At 54.4% G+C, this 17165-nt stretch carries 13 protein-coding genes; 8 read left to right on the top strand and 5 right to left on the bottom strand.

Annotated elements, in window-relative coordinates; genetic code table 11:
- Positions 1 to 11: 11 nt before the first annotated feature.
- Genes WJU16_RS12185 through WJU16_RS12160 form a run of 6 tightly spaced genes read left to right on the top strand, consistent with a single transcriptional unit; the run spans position 12 to position 5463 of the window.
- Entirely contained in the window at positions 12 to 998 is a 987-nt protein-coding gene (locus WJU16_RS12185) for a stage II sporulation protein M (protein WP_341838580.1), read from the top strand.
- Positions 995 to 1891 (top strand): DUF4129 domain-containing protein, encoded by an 897-nt coding sequence (locus WJU16_RS12180; protein ID WP_341838579.1) that lies wholly within the window; start codon positions 995 to 997, stop codon positions 1889 to 1891. The genes WJU16_RS12185 and WJU16_RS12180 overlap by 4 nt, the downstream gene beginning before the upstream one ends.
- A 4-nt stretch (positions 1892 to 1895) precedes the next feature.
- Positions 1896 to 3146: a DUF4350 domain-containing protein gene (locus WJU16_RS12175; protein ID WP_341838578.1), complete on the top strand. Its 1251-nt coding sequence runs from the start codon at positions 1896 to 1898 to the stop codon at positions 3144 to 3146.
- Positions 3146 to 4126 carry a MoxR family ATPase gene (locus WJU16_RS12170; protein WP_341838577.1) on the top strand — a complete coding sequence of 327 codons (981 nt, stop codon included), beginning with the start codon at positions 3146 to 3148 and terminating at the stop codon, positions 4124 to 4126. The genes WJU16_RS12175 and WJU16_RS12170 overlap by 1 nt, the downstream gene beginning before the upstream one ends.
- A 48-nt stretch (positions 4127 to 4174) precedes the next feature.
- A complete protein-coding gene (locus tag WJU16_RS12165) occupies positions 4175 to 4522 on the top strand; it encodes a hypothetical protein (protein WP_341838576.1) in 348 nt (115 codons plus the stop codon).
- A gap of 32 nt (positions 4523 to 4554) precedes the next feature.
- Positions 4555 to 5463 (top strand): DUF58 domain-containing protein, encoded by a 909-nt coding sequence (locus WJU16_RS12160; protein WP_341838575.1) that lies wholly within the window; start codon positions 4555 to 4557, stop codon positions 5461 to 5463.
- A gap of 79 nt (positions 5464 to 5542) precedes the next feature.
- Here the strand turns inward: WJU16_RS12160 and WJU16_RS12155 are convergent, their stop codons facing one another.
- Together WJU16_RS12155 and WJU16_RS12150 are read right to left on the bottom strand one after the other, a co-directional pair.
- Positions 5543 to 8185, bottom strand: coding sequence for a TonB-dependent receptor (locus WJU16_RS12155; RefSeq protein WP_341838574.1), 2643 nt, complete (start codon positions 8183 to 8185; stop codon positions 5543 to 5545).
- Between the two features lie 338 nt (positions 8186 to 8523).
- On the bottom strand, positions 8524 to 9279 hold the full coding sequence (locus WJU16_RS12150) for an SDR family oxidoreductase (RefSeq protein ID WP_341838573.1): 756 nt from the start codon (positions 9277 to 9279) through the stop codon (positions 8524 to 8526).
- A gap of 217 nt (positions 9280 to 9496) precedes the next feature.
- Between WJU16_RS12150 and WJU16_RS12145 the strand changes: the two genes are divergently transcribed.
- Positions 9497 to 10978: an OmpA family protein gene (locus WJU16_RS12145; RefSeq protein ID WP_341838572.1), complete on the top strand. Its 1482-nt coding sequence runs from the start codon at positions 9497 to 9499 to the stop codon at positions 10976 to 10978.
- 82 nt (positions 10979 to 11060) lie between these two features.
- On the opposite strand, the gene WJU16_RS12140 is transcribed toward WJU16_RS12145, so the two are convergent.
- From WJU16_RS12140 to WJU16_RS12130, 3 genes are read right to left on the bottom strand one after another with little or no spacing between them, the layout of a single operon-like run.
- The gene (locus WJU16_RS12140; RefSeq protein ID WP_341838571.1) at positions 11061 to 11534 is read right to left on the bottom strand and encodes a DNA starvation/stationary phase protection protein; all 474 of its coding nucleotides are present in this window, start codon (positions 11532 to 11534) and stop codon (positions 11061 to 11063) included.
- A gap of 30 nt (positions 11535 to 11564) precedes the next feature.
- On the bottom strand, positions 11565 to 12473 hold the full coding sequence (locus WJU16_RS12135) for a transglutaminase-like domain-containing protein (protein ID WP_341838570.1): 909 nt from the start codon (positions 12471 to 12473) through the stop codon (positions 11565 to 11567).
- Between the two features lie 46 nt (positions 12474 to 12519).
- Positions 12520 to 15087 carry a hypothetical protein gene (locus WJU16_RS12130; RefSeq protein WP_341838569.1) on the bottom strand — a complete coding sequence of 856 codons (2568 nt, stop codon included), beginning with the start codon at positions 15085 to 15087 and terminating at the stop codon, positions 12520 to 12522.
- Positions 15088 to 15783: 696 nt separating this feature from the next.
- Between WJU16_RS12130 and WJU16_RS12125 the strand changes: the two genes are divergently transcribed.
- A complete protein-coding gene (locus WJU16_RS12125) occupies positions 15784 to 17067 on the top strand; it encodes a hypothetical protein (protein WP_341838568.1) in 1284 nt (427 codons plus the stop codon).
- Positions 17068 to 17165 lie beyond the last annotated feature (98 nt).

Raw genomic sequence — 17165 nt, 5'->3', positions numbered from 1 at the left:
TCCGGTACCGCATGAGAGAATCTTCATTCATTAAACGTAACCTTCGACGGTGGACCACCATCCGGGAAGAACCCACCGAAGACCCGGATGTGATGGCCGAGCGGTTCACCTCCCTCGTCGACGATCTTGCTTACGCCAAAACGTTCTATGCCCACAGCAAAGTGACCGGTTATATCAACGGCATGGCCGCAGGCATCTTTCAACGCATTTACCGCGACCACCAGGGCGACAAGCACCGTTTCCGCAACTTTTTCCGGTACCAGCTGCCGCTGCTCATCCGTAAACATCACCGTATTTTCCTGTTTACTTTCTGCTATTTCCTGCTGTTCTGCATACTCGGGGCCTTTTCCGCCGCCAACGACGATTCCTTCGTGCGCGGCGTGCTGGGCGACGATTATGTGAACATGACGGAGGAAAACATCGCGAAAGGCGATCCTTTCGGCGTTTACAAAGACGAAAACCCCTGGATGATGTGGCTGCGGATCGGGTATAACAATATACGCGTATCGATGTATTGCTTCGTGAGCGGGATCGCTTTCTCGGCAGGCACGCTTTGGGTGCTGTTTAAAAACGGCATTATGCTGGGATCGTTCCAGTATATGTTTTTCGCGAAAGGGCTGGGATTGAAATCGGTGCTGGTGATCTGGATTCACGGCACGCTGGAGATCTCGTCTATCGTGATCGCGGGGAGCGCCGGCGTGATATTGGGCAACAGCCTGTTGTTCCCCGGCACCTTTTCCCGGAAGGAATCGCTGAAGCGCGGCGCGCTCGAAGGTGTGAAGATCATCGCCGCCCTGATCCCCATTTTCATCGTGGCCGCATTCCTCGAAAGCTTCGTGACGCGCCACACCGAAATGCCGATAGTAATCAGCGTTACGATCCTCGCACTGTCTGCGGCATTTATGATCTGGTATTTCATTTGGTACCCCATCCGTGTGGAAAAAATGGGTTATCGCCTCGATATGGACAGCAAACTGATTAAACCCGCCGCCGCATGAAGATGTTGAAGACCGCACTGCTGTTCCTGCTGCTGGCAGCCGGTGTCAACGCTTTCGCCCAGCAGGAGCCCCGGGCGGCGGATACCTCCGGCTTCCGGATGCTCGACTCGGCCGACGCGGATAATATCCCCGTCGAAACCATGGACATGTCCGAATCGGATATCGACACCTCGGCGATGACAATGACAGAAGAGGAACTGGAAGATATGTCGCAGGAAGACCGGATGCGTTACGGCTATATCGAACATTCGCTGTACGACCGGCAGCCGATCGACGGGTTCGACGAAAGCGCGCAGATGCGCCTGACGCCCCGGCACCCGGATTCCGCCGCCATGGCGAAGCTGCGTGGCGCGGAAGAATTCAAATATCCGCCCTACAAGCCTTCCAATTCCAAAACACCGGGATGGATACGGGCGATCGGGGGATGGGCGTCGCAACACCTCTTCGGCATCCGGAACCTCATGTTTATCGCATTTGGTTTATTGTTGATTGTTTCGATCGTATTGTTCATGAATAAGAACGATATCCCTGTTTTCAGGTGGCGCTCGCGGAAAGTGAAGCAGCACATCCAGGCGGAGGAAGCTGTACCGGCATCCGACCTGGAGGCACTGGCGCTCGCCGCGCGCAACGCCGGCCAGCTACGGGAGGCGGTGCGTTTGCGGTATCTGCATACTTTGCAGCTCCTGGAAAAAAGGGGGCTGATCGCCCGGTCGAAAGACAAGACGAATATGGATTACCTCCGCGAACTGGGCCGCACCACTTATCACGCGGCATTTTCCGTGATCACCTTGCAGTACGAATATGTGTGGTATGGAAAGATGCCCCTGAGCGAGGCGCAATTCTGGCGCGTGAACGAATCTTTCGACGATTTTAAAAAATCCTTATCCCAATAACGCAGTGACTAAACGCATTATCATCATAGGCTTGGCCGCGGCGGTTGTGGTACTTTTCCTGTTGTTGCTGATGGGCATCAGCCACAGGGTGGCGCCTGCTTCGCAACAGGGCGTGGATCCGCGTTACCTGCGTACTGCAGTGCATTACGGCAACAAGAACACGTCCCCCTACGGCGGAAAAGCCGCCTTCTCACTGCTGGACAAATATTTCAACGGACGCGCACCGCGCCTCACCACACGGCCTTTCACGCACACCTATCGTAAAACGAAAAGCCTGGAAGGCAGTAATTCGGTGTACATCGCAGTGGCCTCGCGGCTTTACATAACGGAACAGGACGCGGTGGATATGTCGGCATTCGTTGCCGCCGGCAACCAGTTGTTCCTGGCCGTGGAAAGCACCGATTCCCTCCTCGAAAACACTTTCGGTTTTTCCACGACGGAATCCACCTGGGAAATCCTACCCGCATCCGCCGTGCAACGCTTCGTGAACCCCGCCTTTTCGCCGGACACGGTTTTTTCGGGGAAAGGGATTCCCATGAACAGCCACCTCGTGCTGGAAGACAGCGACTCCGCGGTGATCACCGTGCTGGGCAACAACGCGAAGCATCAACCCAACTTTTTCCGCATACAACACGGCGACGGGCAGCTGTTCGTTTTACTCAATCCCATGACCTGGACCAATTCCTGGTTGCTGGAAAACGATAATGTGCAGTCGCTCACGTGGCAGATGGCCTACCTGCGGATGCACGCCGACCACGTGTATTGGGATGAGTTTTACAAGTACCAGAAGGTCCGGCGCACGTCCGACAATTTCTCCGACATGCAGGTGATGCTGAAGCATCCTCCGCTGCGGTGGGCGCTCTGGCTGGCCCTGCTGCTGGTGGCGCTGTATATTTTCAGCGAAAGCAAGCGCAGGCAGCGCATCATCCCGGCCATGCCCGTGCTCCGCAACAATTCCATCGACTTCGCGGAAACCCTCGGGCGGCTGTACTACCTGCATCACAACAACACCAACCTGGCCCAGAAGATGGCCCAGCACCTGCTCGAATACATCCGCCAGCATTATTTCCTCAACACCGCACAGATCAACGCCGAATTTATCAGCGGCCTGGCCCGCAAATCCGGCCACCCCCGGGAGTTTATCGAAGGAATGATGCAAATGGTGGTGGAAGTAAGGCTCGGGGGGGATGTGGATGACGAATATTTGCATACCTTTTACAACAGCATCTATCAATTCTACCAAAAAACGAAATAATGGATATCAACACCTTTGAGCCGCGTACCGACCTGGCGGATCTCCACGAAGCCGTAGGAGCCATCCGTAATGAGATCGCGAAAGTAATCGTAGGGCAGCACCAGATGGTGGACCTGCTGATGACGGGGCTGCTGGCCAACGGGCATATGCTGGTGGAAGGCGTGCCGGGCGTGGCCAAAACCCTCGCGGCCAAACTCCTCGCCGGCACCATCGACGCAAAGTTCTCCCGCATCCAGTTCACCCCGGACCTCATGCCGGCCGACGTGCTGGGAACTTCCATCTTCAACCCGCAAAGCAAAGAATTCGAATACAAGAAAGGCCCGATATTCGGGAATGTTATCCTGATCGACGAAATCAACCGCGCCCCGGCCAAAACGCAGGCGGCGTTGTTTGAAGTGATGGAAGAACGCCAGATCACCAACGACGGCGTTACCCACCTCCTCGACGCGCCTTTCATGGTGATCGCCACACAGAACCCCATCGAGCAGGAAGGCACTTACCGCCTGCCGGAAGCCCAGCTCGACCGTTTCCTGTTCAAAGTGGAAGTGAAGTATCCCTCGCTGGAAGACGAAGTCGCCATCCTGCAGGCCGCCAACGCCCGCGGCGGCGATCATACGGCGGTGGAGCAGGTGCGGCCCGTGGTGAGCGCTTCCACCATCATCCGGTTGCAGCAGAAAGTGCGCACCATCCTCATGGAAGAAAAGCTCCTGCAATACGTGGCCACGCTGGTGAACGAAACGCGCAACAACCCGGGCATATACCTCGGCGCATCGCCGCGCGCGTCGGTAGCGGTGATGAACTGCGCCAAAGCCGTGGCCGTAATGAACCACCGCGATTTCGTGACGCCCGACGATGTGGTGTACATCCTGCCGCACGTGTTGCGCCACCGTATCATCCTCACGCCCGAACGCGAAATGGAAGGCATCACGCCCGACGAAGTGATCGCGGAAATTCTCAAAGCCGTAGAAGTACCCAGATAACATGCTGATCCGTTTTTACCAGTCGCTTTTTTTCGTAACCGCCTGTACATGGCGCTGGGCGTGCTTGTGCTGGTCTTCGTCACCGGTTTTTTCTTCCCGGTTGCATTCACCGCCGGCATTATCGGGTTCATCGTATGGGGCGCGCTGATCCTCCTCGACCTGCTCGTGATGTACCTTCCCGGAAAGGCCATGGAGGCCGAAAGGGTGGTGGCGGAAAGATTCAGCAACGGCGACGAAAACCCCGTGCAATACAACGTGCGCAGCAAGTACGGCTTCCCGGTGCGTTGCGAGGTAATGGACGAGTTGCCCGTGCAATTCCAGCGGCGCGACTTTACCCTGCCGCTCAGGCTGAAAGCCGGGGGGAAGAAAGTGTCCGCTTCACGCTGCGGCCGGTAGAAAGGGGAGAATATGCTTTCGGGAACCTGCATGTGTACGCCTGGAGCCCCTTCGGCCTGGTATGCCGCCGTTTTACGATGCCCGTCGCGCAAACGGTGAAAGTATTCCCTTCTTTCCTGCAACTGCGCAACTACGAACTCTTTTCCATCAAGCATAAACTGAACGAGCTTGGCGTGCACCGCCGCCGCATCATCGGCCACAGCATGGAATTCGATCATATCAAGGAATACATCCGCGGCGACGATGTGCGCACCCTCAACTGGAAAGCCACCGCGCGGAGGGGCAACCTCATGGTCAACAACTACACCGAAGAACGGTCCCAGCTCGTATATTGCGTGATCGACAAAGGCCGCGCCATGAAAATGCCTTTCGGCGGCCTCACCCTGCTCGACTACGCCATCAACGCCACGCTCGTTTTCAGCAACGTGGCCATGCAGAAAGGCGATAAATCCGGGCTCATCACCTTTACCGGCAAACAAACGGAGGTGCTGCCCGCCAGCAACAAGAAAGTCCAGCTCAATAAAATCCTCGACCAGCTCTATGCCCAAACCACCGACTGGATGGAAACCGACTACGAACGCCTCGGCGTCCATCTGCGGTCGTCCCTGTCGCAGCGTTCTTTCCTCATCCTGTTCACCAACTTCGAATCACTTTCCGGTTTGCAACGGCAACTGCCCTACCTGAAGCAAATCGCCAGGTACCACATGCTGCTGGTGGTGTTCTTCGAAAACACGGAACTGCGCGAACTGAACGAAAAGAGAATGGAAGAAACGGAAGATATTTACATGCAGGTGATCGCCCAGAAATTCGCGCACGAGAAAAAGCAGATTGTCCGGGAACTGGCGCAGGCGGGCATCATGAGCCTCCTCACCGCCCCGGAACACCTGACCGTTAACGTCGTAAATAAATACCTGGAGCTCAAATCCAGGATGGTACTATAAAAGAAAGTTTATTTAAAGCAGAAGCGCCGGCCAGTTTGTATGTGCAAACGGACCGGCGCTTCGGTATTTTTATAAAGGTTTACCGGCGGCGATGTTGCTGCCCGCCTTCTTCCTCTTCGGTCCCCAGTTCAAACTCTTTCGGGCCTTTTTTGCCCAGCTTGTTGAACTTGCGGATGTTGTATGTGAGGTTAAGGCTGAGGTAGCGCACGTTGCGGCGGTTATTGGAACGTTGCTCGTAATCTTTCGTGAGCTCGTACGAATTCCGCACACTCGAACCAAAAATGTTTTCAGCGGAGAACGCTACGTTCAGTTTCCGCTGGAAGAGGTTTACCTGTCCTTTCAACCCGCTTCCGAAACGCGCTTCCTGCTTGCCCTGGGCATAGTACCGGGGGCCGTTGTAGCGGAAGTTCACGGAAACGTTGAACACCCGGATACGGTAGCTCGCCCAGGTGTTGAGGTGGCTCGTCCACCCGGAAACATGCGCGAATTTATCACTCACGGCGCCCTGTCCGTCTTCCCCGCCATCGGTTTGGGTATCGTAGTATCGCAGGCCGGCATTGATGTTCAGTTGTATCGCGCCTTTGTTGTTGTTGGTGGCGCGGAAGAAGTGGGACGTCAGCGTGATGTACGCGTTGTTGTCGCGCCTGCTGGCCAGGTTCACGAAGGTGCTGGTATTGATGATGGTAGTATCGTTGATGTATTCCACACGGGTGTACCGGGAAATGATATCATCCGCATCCTGCTTTTCCACCCCCACTTTCAGCGAATGCGATTTCACCTGGATGCTGTACTCCGCGCGGTAGTCTTTCGTGAACGCAGGGCGCAGGTTCGGGTTGCCGGTACGGATATTGAAGCTGTCGGTCGTGTTCACGAAGGGGTTTAGCTGATCGGGCGAAGGCCTGTCCATATTGCGGGAATAGCTGAATGACAGCTGCTGCTGCTTGTAGTCGTAGTTGAAATTCACACCCGGCGCGAAGTTGGTGTATTTGAACGGTACGTGGCTTCGCAGGGAGTCCAGCAGCGCCATCTGGTTGAAGAACTGGATGCCCGGGTTGAAGCGCAGGTTGGCGCGATGGTCTTTCCAGGGACTGTAATTCACGCCGGCGGAGCTGCGCACTTCATACGTTTCGTTGTTGAACTGGTTGCCGGCAAACGTTTCGCGGGATTTTGACCCGGTATACACGAAACGCCCCGTTACGCTGTACCCCAGTTTGGGATTGTTTTTCCCGGTGGTGGCGTTAACGGCGTAGTTCTGGTTGAAAGAAGTGTAATCCGTGCTGAGCCTGGGCGCGGCGAGCAGTTCTTTATCCGCCACATTTTTGCGCTGCGCGATGTTCTCATTGGCCGAGCCGCTGATATTGGCCGAACCGCTGAGGTCGTAATACTTCCCGTCGCCCAGGGGCTGCCGGAAGTGGATGTTGGTACGCATATTATAACTGCCGTTGCGGTTGTCGTTGCGCTGGAGCGAAGTGTCGTCGGTCAACGGATACAGGTAATCATTGTAACCGCTCCCCTTGGCGCCGGCTTTGGTGAAGTTGAACCCTGCCTCCAGTTTTTTATCGCGCTGCTCATATTCTTTGAAGTAGTTCCAGTCGGTAACAGCCCTGTAGCCATTCCTGCGGTTCTCGCTGTCCTGGTTTTTGATCATGGTAGGCTTGTGGGCGCCGTTGCTGTTGATGGAATTGTTTTCGTTGTTGCTGCCGTCGCCGGTCCAGCCGAGGGTAACCGCGCCGCGGAGGTATTCCTTATCGGTGAATTTCCTTTCGTAGCGGGTGTTGAGGTTGTGGTTGAAATTGTAAGACGTGCGGAAATTTTTCTGTTCGAGGAAAGAGCTGTCGCCGCCAACGGTTTTCGGGAAATAGGTACGTTGCAAATAACTCGAATCCGAGTTGTATTGCCCGTTGTTGAAATAGGTGATCTGGAAAGGTGCGAGGTTCATGTTGAACCGCATCTTGGCGTTGAGGTTGCGGCGGCTGTCGACTCCGGCGGTTATTGCGGCGGAATAGCCGCGGAACTGGATCTTCCGGGTAATGATGTTGATGTAACGGATATTGGTCCTGCCTTCCACGAGCGCCTGTTCAGCGTCTACCGCGTCTGGCGGTACTTTCAGCACTTCGATCCTTTCGATCATGAAAGAGGGCAGGTTGTTGAGGTAACTGTTGGCGTCCATGCCGGTGTGGGCAACGGGTTTGTTGTCGACGTAAAACCGCACCTGGTCTTTACCTTCCATCGTGATGTTGTTATTGGCGTCGATGGTAACGCCGGGCACATATTCGAGCAGTTCCATGCCGGTGCCGCCGGGCAGGAAGTTTTCGTCGGGCGTGAAGATGATGGAATCCTTGTTCATGGTGAACATTTTCTTCTGCCCCACCACTTCCACTTCTTTAAGGCTGCGGGCGCCGGTTTCGAGGACCACGGTGCCGAGGTCCCACTGCGGGCGTTCGTTATTGAGCTTTACTTTGAAGAATGACGGAGTGAAACCCATGGTGGCCACGCGCAGGAGGTAGCTTCCATAGGGCACGGGTTTGAGGATGAACGTACCTTTCTCATCGGCGGCAACGCCGTTGATAACGGTGGAGTCATCTTCGTTCAGCAGGGCGATGGTGGCAAAGGGGATCGGTTCTTTGTTGCCGGTCTGCTGCACTTTTCCACTGATGGCGCCGGTTTCCGAATCCTTATTTGATGGGGGCTGCTGTGCGTAGGCTTCCGATTGGACAAACATACATCCTAGCCAGCAAAGGATAGCCACAAAGGCTCCTCTGCCGCTGATTCGCTTGATTCTCATCTAAGTTATTGCGTCTATAGGTTGATGCCGAAAAATACGCATCCCCGCACCGCCCGACGGGTGTTTTACACCTGTGCAGGATTTACGGGATAAATGGTAATGCGCTTTTCCGGCGTGGGAAAACGTAGTTCGTTCTATGTGATAGACGTTTTCCCGGCGCCAAACGTTTAAATAGGATGCCGGATAATGGAGGAGCGGGGAATGGGGGAGATGGGCGGTAAGCATACAAAAAGACAGCCGCAAACCCGCGGCTGTCCTGCACTGTCCTGATAAGTTTATACGGCCAGGTACGCTCCGTCTACCGCGTAGTAGGCGCCGGTAACGAAGGATGCCTTGTCGGAACTCAGCCAGATCACGACTTCGGCTACTTCTTCCGCTTTGCCGAGTCGGCCGATGGGATGTTTGGAAACGAGCATGTCTTTGGTGGCTTTATCCATTTGCTTGAGCAGCGGCGTATCGATGAAACCGGGGCCTACGGCATTTACACGAACGCCCTGGGCCGAGTATTCCGCCGCGGCATTCTGGGTCAGCCCCACCACGCCGTGTTTGGCGGCCACGTATCCGGCCGAATGCGGGAAGCCCACCTGCCCGAGGATCGACGCCATGTTGACGATCGCCCCGCCGCCGCTTTTTAAAATGGCGGGCAGCTGGTATTTCATGCAATAGAATACGCTGGAAAGGTTCACGGCAATCACGGTGTCCCAACCTTTCACGCTCATGTCCCCGACAGGATTAGCTTCCCCGCCGATGCCGGCGTTGTTGCAGGCATAATCCAGGCGGCCATAGTGCCGGAGGGTTTCGTTCACCAGCTGCTCACAAGCTTCCGGCTTGCTGACGTCGCAGGCAACAAACTGCGCGTCGCCACCGCTTTGGCGGATCTTGTCGACCACGCCGTTGCCGTGTTCCTCGTTAATATCCGATACGATTACTTTAGCGCCCTGCGTGGCGTATAAAAGCGCCGTCGCCTCCCCAATGCCGGAGCCTGCGCCGGTTACCAATGCCACTTTTCCGGAAAATAACTGTTCCATCATGTAAAATTTAAAGATGAATAATCAGATAGGGTTACACGTGTATTGCAGTAGGTTTAACGTAAAATGGCCGGGTAATGTTTGTAGGATACAAAGGTACGGTCATGGCATGTTAGGGAAATCTTAAGATTCGGTCAGGATCACACGTTTGTGTCATATCTTCATATGCGGATAATATTTATCATGATTTTCAGTTTATAAGAATCCCATCGTGGTAAAAATGCGATTACCTGCCCTGTTCCACCTTATGACCGGGATGCTGCTGCTTCCCCCGGCTGCCCACGCGCAGAACCTGCTGGCCAACCCCAGTTTCGAGGATGTCAATGTCTGTATCGAATATTACGCGCCCTGCGCGCCGGTAGGCTGGGAAAACGTGTCGCCCGCGCTGAAAATGGCGTATAATTACCATACCTATAAGAATAAAGCAGGGCATCAATATGTAAGTCTTGTGAGCGGGAGCATCCGCGACGAGCGCAACTATGTGCAAACGCGCCTGCTCTGCCCCTTGCAAAAAGGGAAACAGTACCGGATCATGACGATCATCGGCGCCACGCAGCGGCTGGAGCCGGAAGTGGATTTCTACCTGTCGAAGGATTATGTTTTCCGGGAAAATGCACATGTCCTGAATGATCTCAAACCCACCATTACCCTGCGCAAAGCACAAATCGCGAAGCCCCTTGAAAAGAATTTCTACCGCATGGAAGCGGTTTTCACGGCGGAAGACGATTACACGCACCTGTTGGCAGGCCGCATGGAACTGCGGCAGTCCCGGGCCTCGGGCGGGCCGGAGTTCATTTTCCTCGATTACGTGGAGCTGGCGCCGGTGGAACCGGCGGACCTCTGCCCCGAGGCGGCATCCGTCATCGATTCAATCGCCCGCCGCCGGCTGCGCCACACGCTTCCCGGGCACCCCGTCAACCACCAACTGACAAATGCCGGTAATTCCCGGGCTAAAGGCTGCGTGGATGTCGAAATCCCCAACACCGATATCTTCACCGCCGTTGGCCGTTCCCGCTATCCCTTGTCGGCCTCGCGCATCGATTCGCTCGTTCAGCGTTACCAGCCCGGCGGATACGAGCTGCGGATCACCGGTTATTTCTTTGACCCGGCCTCCCAGCGCTTCGATTCCACGCGGTCGGCCAATGAGGCAAACGACGTCCGCGAAGTATTCGTCAAGGATTTTACCTTTAGTCCCCGGGATGTTAAAGTCGTTACCCTGCAATCCGCCACGCCCCGTTACGACGCTGCCTCGCCCGGCGCAAAAGTCAGGAATAACTTTGTGGGGATAGAAGTTTGCCCGGCGGGCATTTCCGTCCCGCCGGAAATGCCGGTGGCAGTTGCTGTGACGCCTCCGCCCCCCGATACCCTTATCATCCCTGACGTGCTTTTCAAATTCGACCGCCACGAACTCAACCCGGCACTCTTCTCCGCGCTGGATACACTGGTCGACAAAATCCCCCGCGCCGAAGGTACTACCCTGGCGCTGATCGGGCATACCGACAATGCCGGGGCCGACGAATACAACCTCGAGCTCTCGCTCCGCCGCGCGGAGTCGCTGGCGGCATATCTCCGGAAGAAAGGCCTGGGCGACCACATCCTTACCGTTTCCGGGGAAGGGGAGAAAAGGCCCGCCCATCAGAACGACACGCCGGAAGGCCGGCGGCGCAACCGGCGGGTGGAGATCATCATTTACAAACAGTAACCCTGGCAAGCAAGCATAAAACAGAAAGCCGGCCAACTGCATGTTGACCGGCTTTTCTTTTGCTTATGATAACGAAGTCGCGCTATTTGGTGATGTAGGACCGGAGCATCCAGGCCATTTTCTCGTGCTGGCGCATGAGGCCGGTCACGAAATCGCTGGTGCCGAGGTCTTTTTGCTTGTCCGAGAATTCCGTGATCAGCTCGCGGAGATTGCGGATGATGGTTTCGTGGTCGTCGAGCAGGTTTTTGATCTGTTGGGACTGCACGTTGGTATATTCCGGTTCGAGGAGGTTGGTGAGCTTGAGGAAATCCACGAGGCGGCCGGAGCTGTAATGGCCGATCATGCGGATACGCTCCGCCACTTCGTCCACGATTTCAGCCAGTTCGTTGTATTGCCCTTCGTAGAAGGCATGCATTTCCGCGAAATTATCGCCTACAACGTTCCAATGGTAATTCCGGGTTTTGGTATAAAGGACTTGTTCATCCGCCAATAATACCTGTAATTTTTCAGCTACTGCCTGCAGGTGGTTTTCTCCGATGCCGATGTTTGCTTTCATGATTAAAAATAATTTAATATGAGTTAATGGTTACATTTCTATCAGGGCGTAGACCTTATCGTTGAGGTAGCGCCCGCCGGGGTTTCTGGCGGTATAATCCATATTTATCCAATATTCGCCGTTCATTTCATGATAATATAACACTTTAACGGGCGGATTGTTGAATAGCAGGATAATTGCCTGTTTCATGGTCTCGAACTCCTCTTTGTTACCGCAGTAGAGCTCCGGGTAGGCATGTCCGCGGATGAGTACGATACGCATCCTGGCCCCGATGGATTCCAGGCAGGAGGCCATGAGGATGCTATGATCGTCGCAATCGCCGCCCATGCCGTTCTGGATGGTTTCCATGGGGGTGGCGAAGTATTCGTCGCGCTGGGAGTCGTTCACGTATTTGAAGTTCTCGCGAATATACCGGTATAGCGAAAGATACCGGACGATGCGACCGTACTTGGGGAAGTATTCGTCATAATATTCCAGTGAATGTTTAACAGAAAAGTTGCGGACGATGGGGTCTTTGTAGTCGGTTTTCTCCCGGATGCCGCGGACGGTTTTATCGACGTAGGTTTCCACCTTGCGGGGGTAGAAGCTGAGGATGTCGAGCTGCTTGCTGTCACGGGTGCCCCAGTTGCCCTGCACCACGCCCTGGTAGTCGTTCAGCACGTTCGTAAAGGAATACCTGCCGGTGAGCTGGTTGAAAATGAGGATACCTGCCACGAGTACGAAGGCCGGGATGATGAGGGGGCGGAAAATCCAAAGGAGGAGCCGGGTGAAGAGGAAGGAGATCAGGATGGATACGAACAGATCCACGTGCCACGGGCCCAACTGGATCACGGGCATGAACCGGTTGATGTAAGGGGCCAGGGGCAGGATGGTCAACAGGCTCAGCAGGTTCAGGAGGAAGTGCTGAATTGTCGTGTATTTGCTCTGATCAATAGGCATTGCCGGATATTACCGCAAAATTATGCCAATTCCGGCAGCTCGACTGTTAATGTTCCACCAATCCGGGCAGGGTTTGTATAAACGTGGTGCTCTGGCGGATCACGATCATTTTTTGTTGTGCGTCTTTTTTCTGTTTGTCCATTTTGAGATGGTGGTAAATCCGGTCCAGGATGCTGTAATTCAACAGGGCAAATATTTTAAAATCCAGTTTATGTGCCATTTCCATCGCGGATTCGGCTGCGCGGATGGCTTTATTGAACTCCTGGTCGTGCAGGTGGATTTGCGCGGCGACGATTTTTTGCAACGTTTCGAGGTGTTTGCCGTTGTAGAATTCGGCAGGATAATGTTTCAGTACACTGTCGACATGGCAGCTGATGCGCCTTGCGGGCTGGATGTCTCCTGTGCTGAGGTGGGCCTGGGCCTTCCAGCAGAGCGTCATGAGGCGGAAAGGGTCGGTGCGGTTGAACAGGATGCTGGGATGTTGCTCGAACAGGCGGCTGGTGAACAGCAACAGCTGGTGGTAATCTCCCAGCAGCAGGAAGATGAAGCATAAGGCGCGGTAAACGGCTTCTTCACCCGTTGTGAATGATTTCTGATGCTTGAAATTCCAGCAGGAGGCGTAGTGGTAGAGCTTTTCACGCATTTCCGCGTTCGTTTGCCCGAATTTCAGGTATTCATATATAAAGAGGAACGCTTCGTAAGGGGTGATCCACATATCCCCCGCGGGTTCGCCCGCGCAGAGCTTGCGGATATTGGTAAGCTCGATCTCGCACTGTTCCGCATCCAGTTGCATCAGCGCCATCACGAAGAGGTTGCACCGGATCTTCAGCTTGTCGTCCGCCGATTCGGCCATATTCAGCAGGGTATTCAACACTTTCCGCTTTTTGAAATGCATGAAATCGTCGGCGATGAACTGGCCGAAGGGGTTTTTGCGGAAATATCCCGGCGGGAAGATCGTGGATAACTGTTCCTGGTGCGTGCCTTCCTGTTGGTAATGCAGCACAACATACTCCAGCAGGTGCGCTTTCTCGCTGGTGGCCAGCGGCAGGCGGAAGAATTCCCGGATACCATCGGCCAGGCTGCGTGTGATGGCGTAGCGCAGTAACCATTTGAACACGGCTATACGGAACGGGCTCTGTGGGAAGCCGGCCAGCACTTGCTCCAGCAAAGGAGCGGAAACGGTTTGGCCGTGGTGGTTCACGTAATGCATGGCCGTAAAGTATTCCAGCAGGAAATTATGCGCGAAGCGCACTTTCACGTTGAACATGATTTCCTGGCTGAGGTTTTCCTCCACTAATATATTATCGGCCAGCAACTCTTTATACGCCGGGAAATAGTCGGCGTTTTGGTTGAGCAGGCTGCTTTTATCGGTATATAAACCAGCTCTCCCCATATCCAGCAATCCCAGCAGCTTTTCGATGAGCTGCATTTTGAAGGAATTGGCGGGGGATTGGAAAACGCGGTGCTGGACGAACCGGGAAATGATTTCGAAAAGGCTGAGGTTTTCGTCCACGAACGCCTGGTCGGGCGTATTGCTCAGCTGGCAGAAGAGCTGGAGGTAATACGGATGGCGGAGGCGTTGGATGAAATGATCGGAGAAGAGGCGGACGGTGGCGGGATCGAATTCGAAATTATAGAGTACGGATTTGACTTCCTGCTCGGTGAGCGCGGGCATATTGACATTGGTCTCTTCATCCATTTCCGGGCCGAGGTACCAGAATTTACGGAACGCGGGGTACTGCTGGGTTTGATGGAAAACTTCGCCCCAGGTGCTGGAGCGGATGGAGAGGATGACTTTCACCCAGGGGTGGAGGTCGTTGGAGTAGATGAAATCTTCCAGTTTATTATACAGGAGTTTCAGTTTGTCGGCGCTCATGGCGATTTCGTCGAATCCGTCAATGATGAGGATGAGCCTTCCGGATCGTTCTTCCGGGTGAGCGGAGAAGTATTCGCGGAAGTTTTCGCCGTTGCCGAGGTTGAGTTGGTTATCGAGCCAGGAGGAGAGGTTGAAGCCTTTGAGGAGGAGGCTGCCTGCGGCGTGGGCGTTGATGAACCAGCAGATATCCTGCGGGGATGCGGGGTTACGGCCGAACCAGTTATGTTCGGCGGCATGGATGAGGGAAATGGATTTGCCCCATCCTGCGGGTGCGATGAGGACGGTGGCGGAATATTTGGATTCGAGGAATTTTTCGATATGATGGAGGCAGTACTGCCGCGGGATGGTTTTTTCGAATGGCATGCCGCAGCGGTTGCGAAGGGTAAGGATGGTGTAGTGGGAGATGGCGCTGGCTTTGCGGCGCACGTCTTCCCATTTCGAATCATCCTGTACGGGTTGGCGGAATTGCTTTTTGTAGTACTGCGCCTGGAAATCATCCCAATCGCGGAAGCGGCAATACTGTGCGAGGGAGTTGAGGGTGTAGCGGGAAAAGCTGTGTTGGGTGACGGCGAAACCGAATACCCTTTTGAGGGTAGTTTCACTGACGAGTTTTCCCGTGTGGTTCATAATGGCCTGCGTGAGCTGCTTGCATTGATTGGGTTGCAGATTCTCGACGCCAAACTGCCGCAAAACTTCCGACTGTAATGTAATAATAAAGTCGTAGGACAGATCGATCATAAGGGCATACAATTAATGGATTAGGACTATGGTATGTTGGGACCCTGATTGAAATGAATAAATACGTAAAGGAATGAACGTTTGGATTTCGGTTTTTAACAAATGAACAAAATGAACAGAAGGAGTCATATAGGATAGTCGTTTAGTAATTATTGATTTTCAGTGTATTAAAAAGGTATAGGATATGCAGGATTTTTTAAAATAATCTGCTTTCCTAACTAATATAATTGAACAGAGTACAGAAGTGGCAAAAAGGATGAACGATAGTTGCAACATTTGTTCATTTTGACGACAGTGTGACGGGATTTCTGAATAGCCCCAGATACAAAATATGATTTGAATTTGTTCATGTATTTTAAAAATGAACAAAATGAACAGAAAAATCAATAATGAACAATGTCATTGTTTTCTGAATGGAATGGATAAGAATGGCCCATCGTTTCCACTCCCCGGCCAGTTAATTTAGCATCTCGATCGCTTCGAGAATCCATGAATAAACCGAAGAATGCATCCTATCAAAAACTGTAAAGCGCGGCTTTGTATCCTGAACCTTTTTGACAGACATTCCTCTTTTTCATAGCCTCTGCAGCCACCGTCGTTTGACCGGGAAACCTGTTTCAACCAAAAAACCATGCAGCGCTTCCCGCACGTGCCAGACAGATCAACACAAGCTTAATAAACCCAAACCATTGTCGTATGAGTTGTAATGTTACTCCGAATTGCTTATTGCGCTTTCTCTTCCTGCTGTCCGCAGCCCTCGTGCTAGGATGGGGCGGAAACGCGCGCGCTGCCTCCCCCGCAGCATATAATCAATATTGGTGGTATCCGGAGAAACCCCCTGCCACTTTGCCCGAAGAATGGTTCGGGCGTTCCCCCATGTTGCATGACGACGCACGCCTTTCATGGCTAAATGCGACGGCTGTACGTAGTTTCTTCGCCGCCGGACCCATCTACTCCCGCGGTGCCACAGCTACCAACATCATCTCCCTTACCTGTATCGGATGCTCCATCTCCGATGCCGGTAACGCCATCGACAATGATCCCAATACCGCTGCCCTTTATAATATGGCAGTAGGCCTTGTCGCGGATATGGGGCAACGCATTGTTTTCCCCGGAACCTACGAACCCGGCGATAGCCTCGTAGTCGAATTCGCACTCACTACCTCCGGGATCGTTGACGCTTCCGTGTTGAATAACGTGCGCGTGAGGACTTACCTCGGCGGCGGCGCTACCGCCCGCCAGGACGTGCGCCTCGGCACCGCCGTCAATGTTCAGCTCCTCGGTATTGGCGCCACCGGAAAAAGAAGGGCGGTGATTCCCATCACCAGCCAGTTCGACCAGGTGGCCATCACATTCGGCGGGCTCGTGAGCCTCGCCTACGACATGCAATTATTCCAGGCCGCCGCCGTGGTGCCTGTTACCATTACACCTGCCGCTAATCCTATTATCAGTCCCGCCGGCGCGCCCGCGACCATGACGGCCGCTCACCGACTCGGTGCGGCGACCTTCCGCTGGTACGACGCTCCCACCGGCGGAACCCTCCTCTCCGCCGGCGCCACCTATGCGCCCGTACTCACCCGCGGCGTGAACAAATACTATGTGGAAGCCACTACCACGGGCGATGGCCTTACCAGTATTCTGCGTACAGGCGTAACCGTTGACGTGGGCGGCGGCGCTGGCCTGCTCTGGTCCTACGGCGATCAGCAGGAAAGCCCCAAACTCGGCGGCATCTGTGCGCTCTGTTCGGTAAACTCCCCGAAAGCGCAGTTGACGCGGACCCGGCCACATTCAGTACCCTTTCCTCGCCCGTGGGCGCGCTTTCGACGGTGGGGCAACTCATCAAATTCCCCGGTATTTACCAACCCGGCGACAGCATCATCCTCGACCTGGAACTGCCAGGCGTATTGTATACCAAATCCCTCCTCACCAATATCAGCCTGCAGCCTTACCTCGGTGCAGCCACTGCCGGTGCGGCGGTGAGCCTTGGCACGGATCTGATCCACGTCCAGGCGCTGGGCCTCGGCCTCGGCGGAACACCCAAATTCCGCGTCAGCATTCCCGCCACCGCCGCATTTGAC

Origin of the sequence: Chitinophaga pollutisoli, assembly GCF_038396755.1 — a bacterium.
GTDB lineage: Bacteria > Bacteroidota > Bacteroidia > Chitinophagales > Chitinophagaceae > Chitinophaga > Chitinophaga pollutisoli.
This window is presented reverse-complemented; position numbering and strand designations above follow the sequence as displayed.

Coding starts and splice junctions, on each gene's coding strand:
- WJU16_RS12185 (WP_341838580.1), top strand. CDS start 12: ATGAGAGAATCTTCATTCATTAAACGTAACCTTCGACGGTGGACCACC.
- WJU16_RS12180 (WP_341838579.1), top strand. CDS start 995: ATGAAGATGTTGAAGACCGCACTGCTGTTCCTGCTGCTGGCAGCCGGT.
- WJU16_RS12170 (WP_341838577.1), top strand. CDS start 3,146: ATGGATATCAACACCTTTGAGCCGCGTACCGACCTGGCGGATCTCCAC.
- WJU16_RS12165 (WP_341838576.1), top strand. CDS start 4,175: ATGGCGCTGGGCGTGCTTGTGCTGGTCTTCGTCACCGGTTTTTTCTTC.
- WJU16_RS12155 (WP_341838574.1), bottom strand. CDS start 8,185: ATGTTTGTCCAATCGGAAGCCTACGCACAGCAGCCCCCATCAAATAAG.
- WJU16_RS12150 (WP_341838573.1), bottom strand. CDS start 9,279: ATGATGGAACAGTTATTTTCCGGAAAAGTGGCATTGGTAACCGGCGCA.
- WJU16_RS12145 (WP_341838572.1), top strand. CDS start 9,497: ATGCGATTACCTGCCCTGTTCCACCTTATGACCGGGATGCTGCTGCTT.
- WJU16_RS12140 (WP_341838571.1), bottom strand. CDS start 11,534: ATGAAAGCAAACATCGGCATCGGAGAAAACCACCTGCAGGCAGTAGCT.
- WJU16_RS12135 (WP_341838570.1), bottom strand. CDS start 12,473: ATGCCTATTGATCAGAGCAAATACACGACAATTCAGCACTTCCTCCTG.
- WJU16_RS12130 (WP_341838569.1), bottom strand. CDS start 15,087: ATGATCGATCTGTCCTACGACTTTATTATTACATTACAGTCGGAAGTT.
- WJU16_RS12125 (WP_341838568.1), top strand. CDS start 15,784: ATGAGTTGTAATGTTACTCCGAATTGCTTATTGCGCTTTCTCTTCCTG.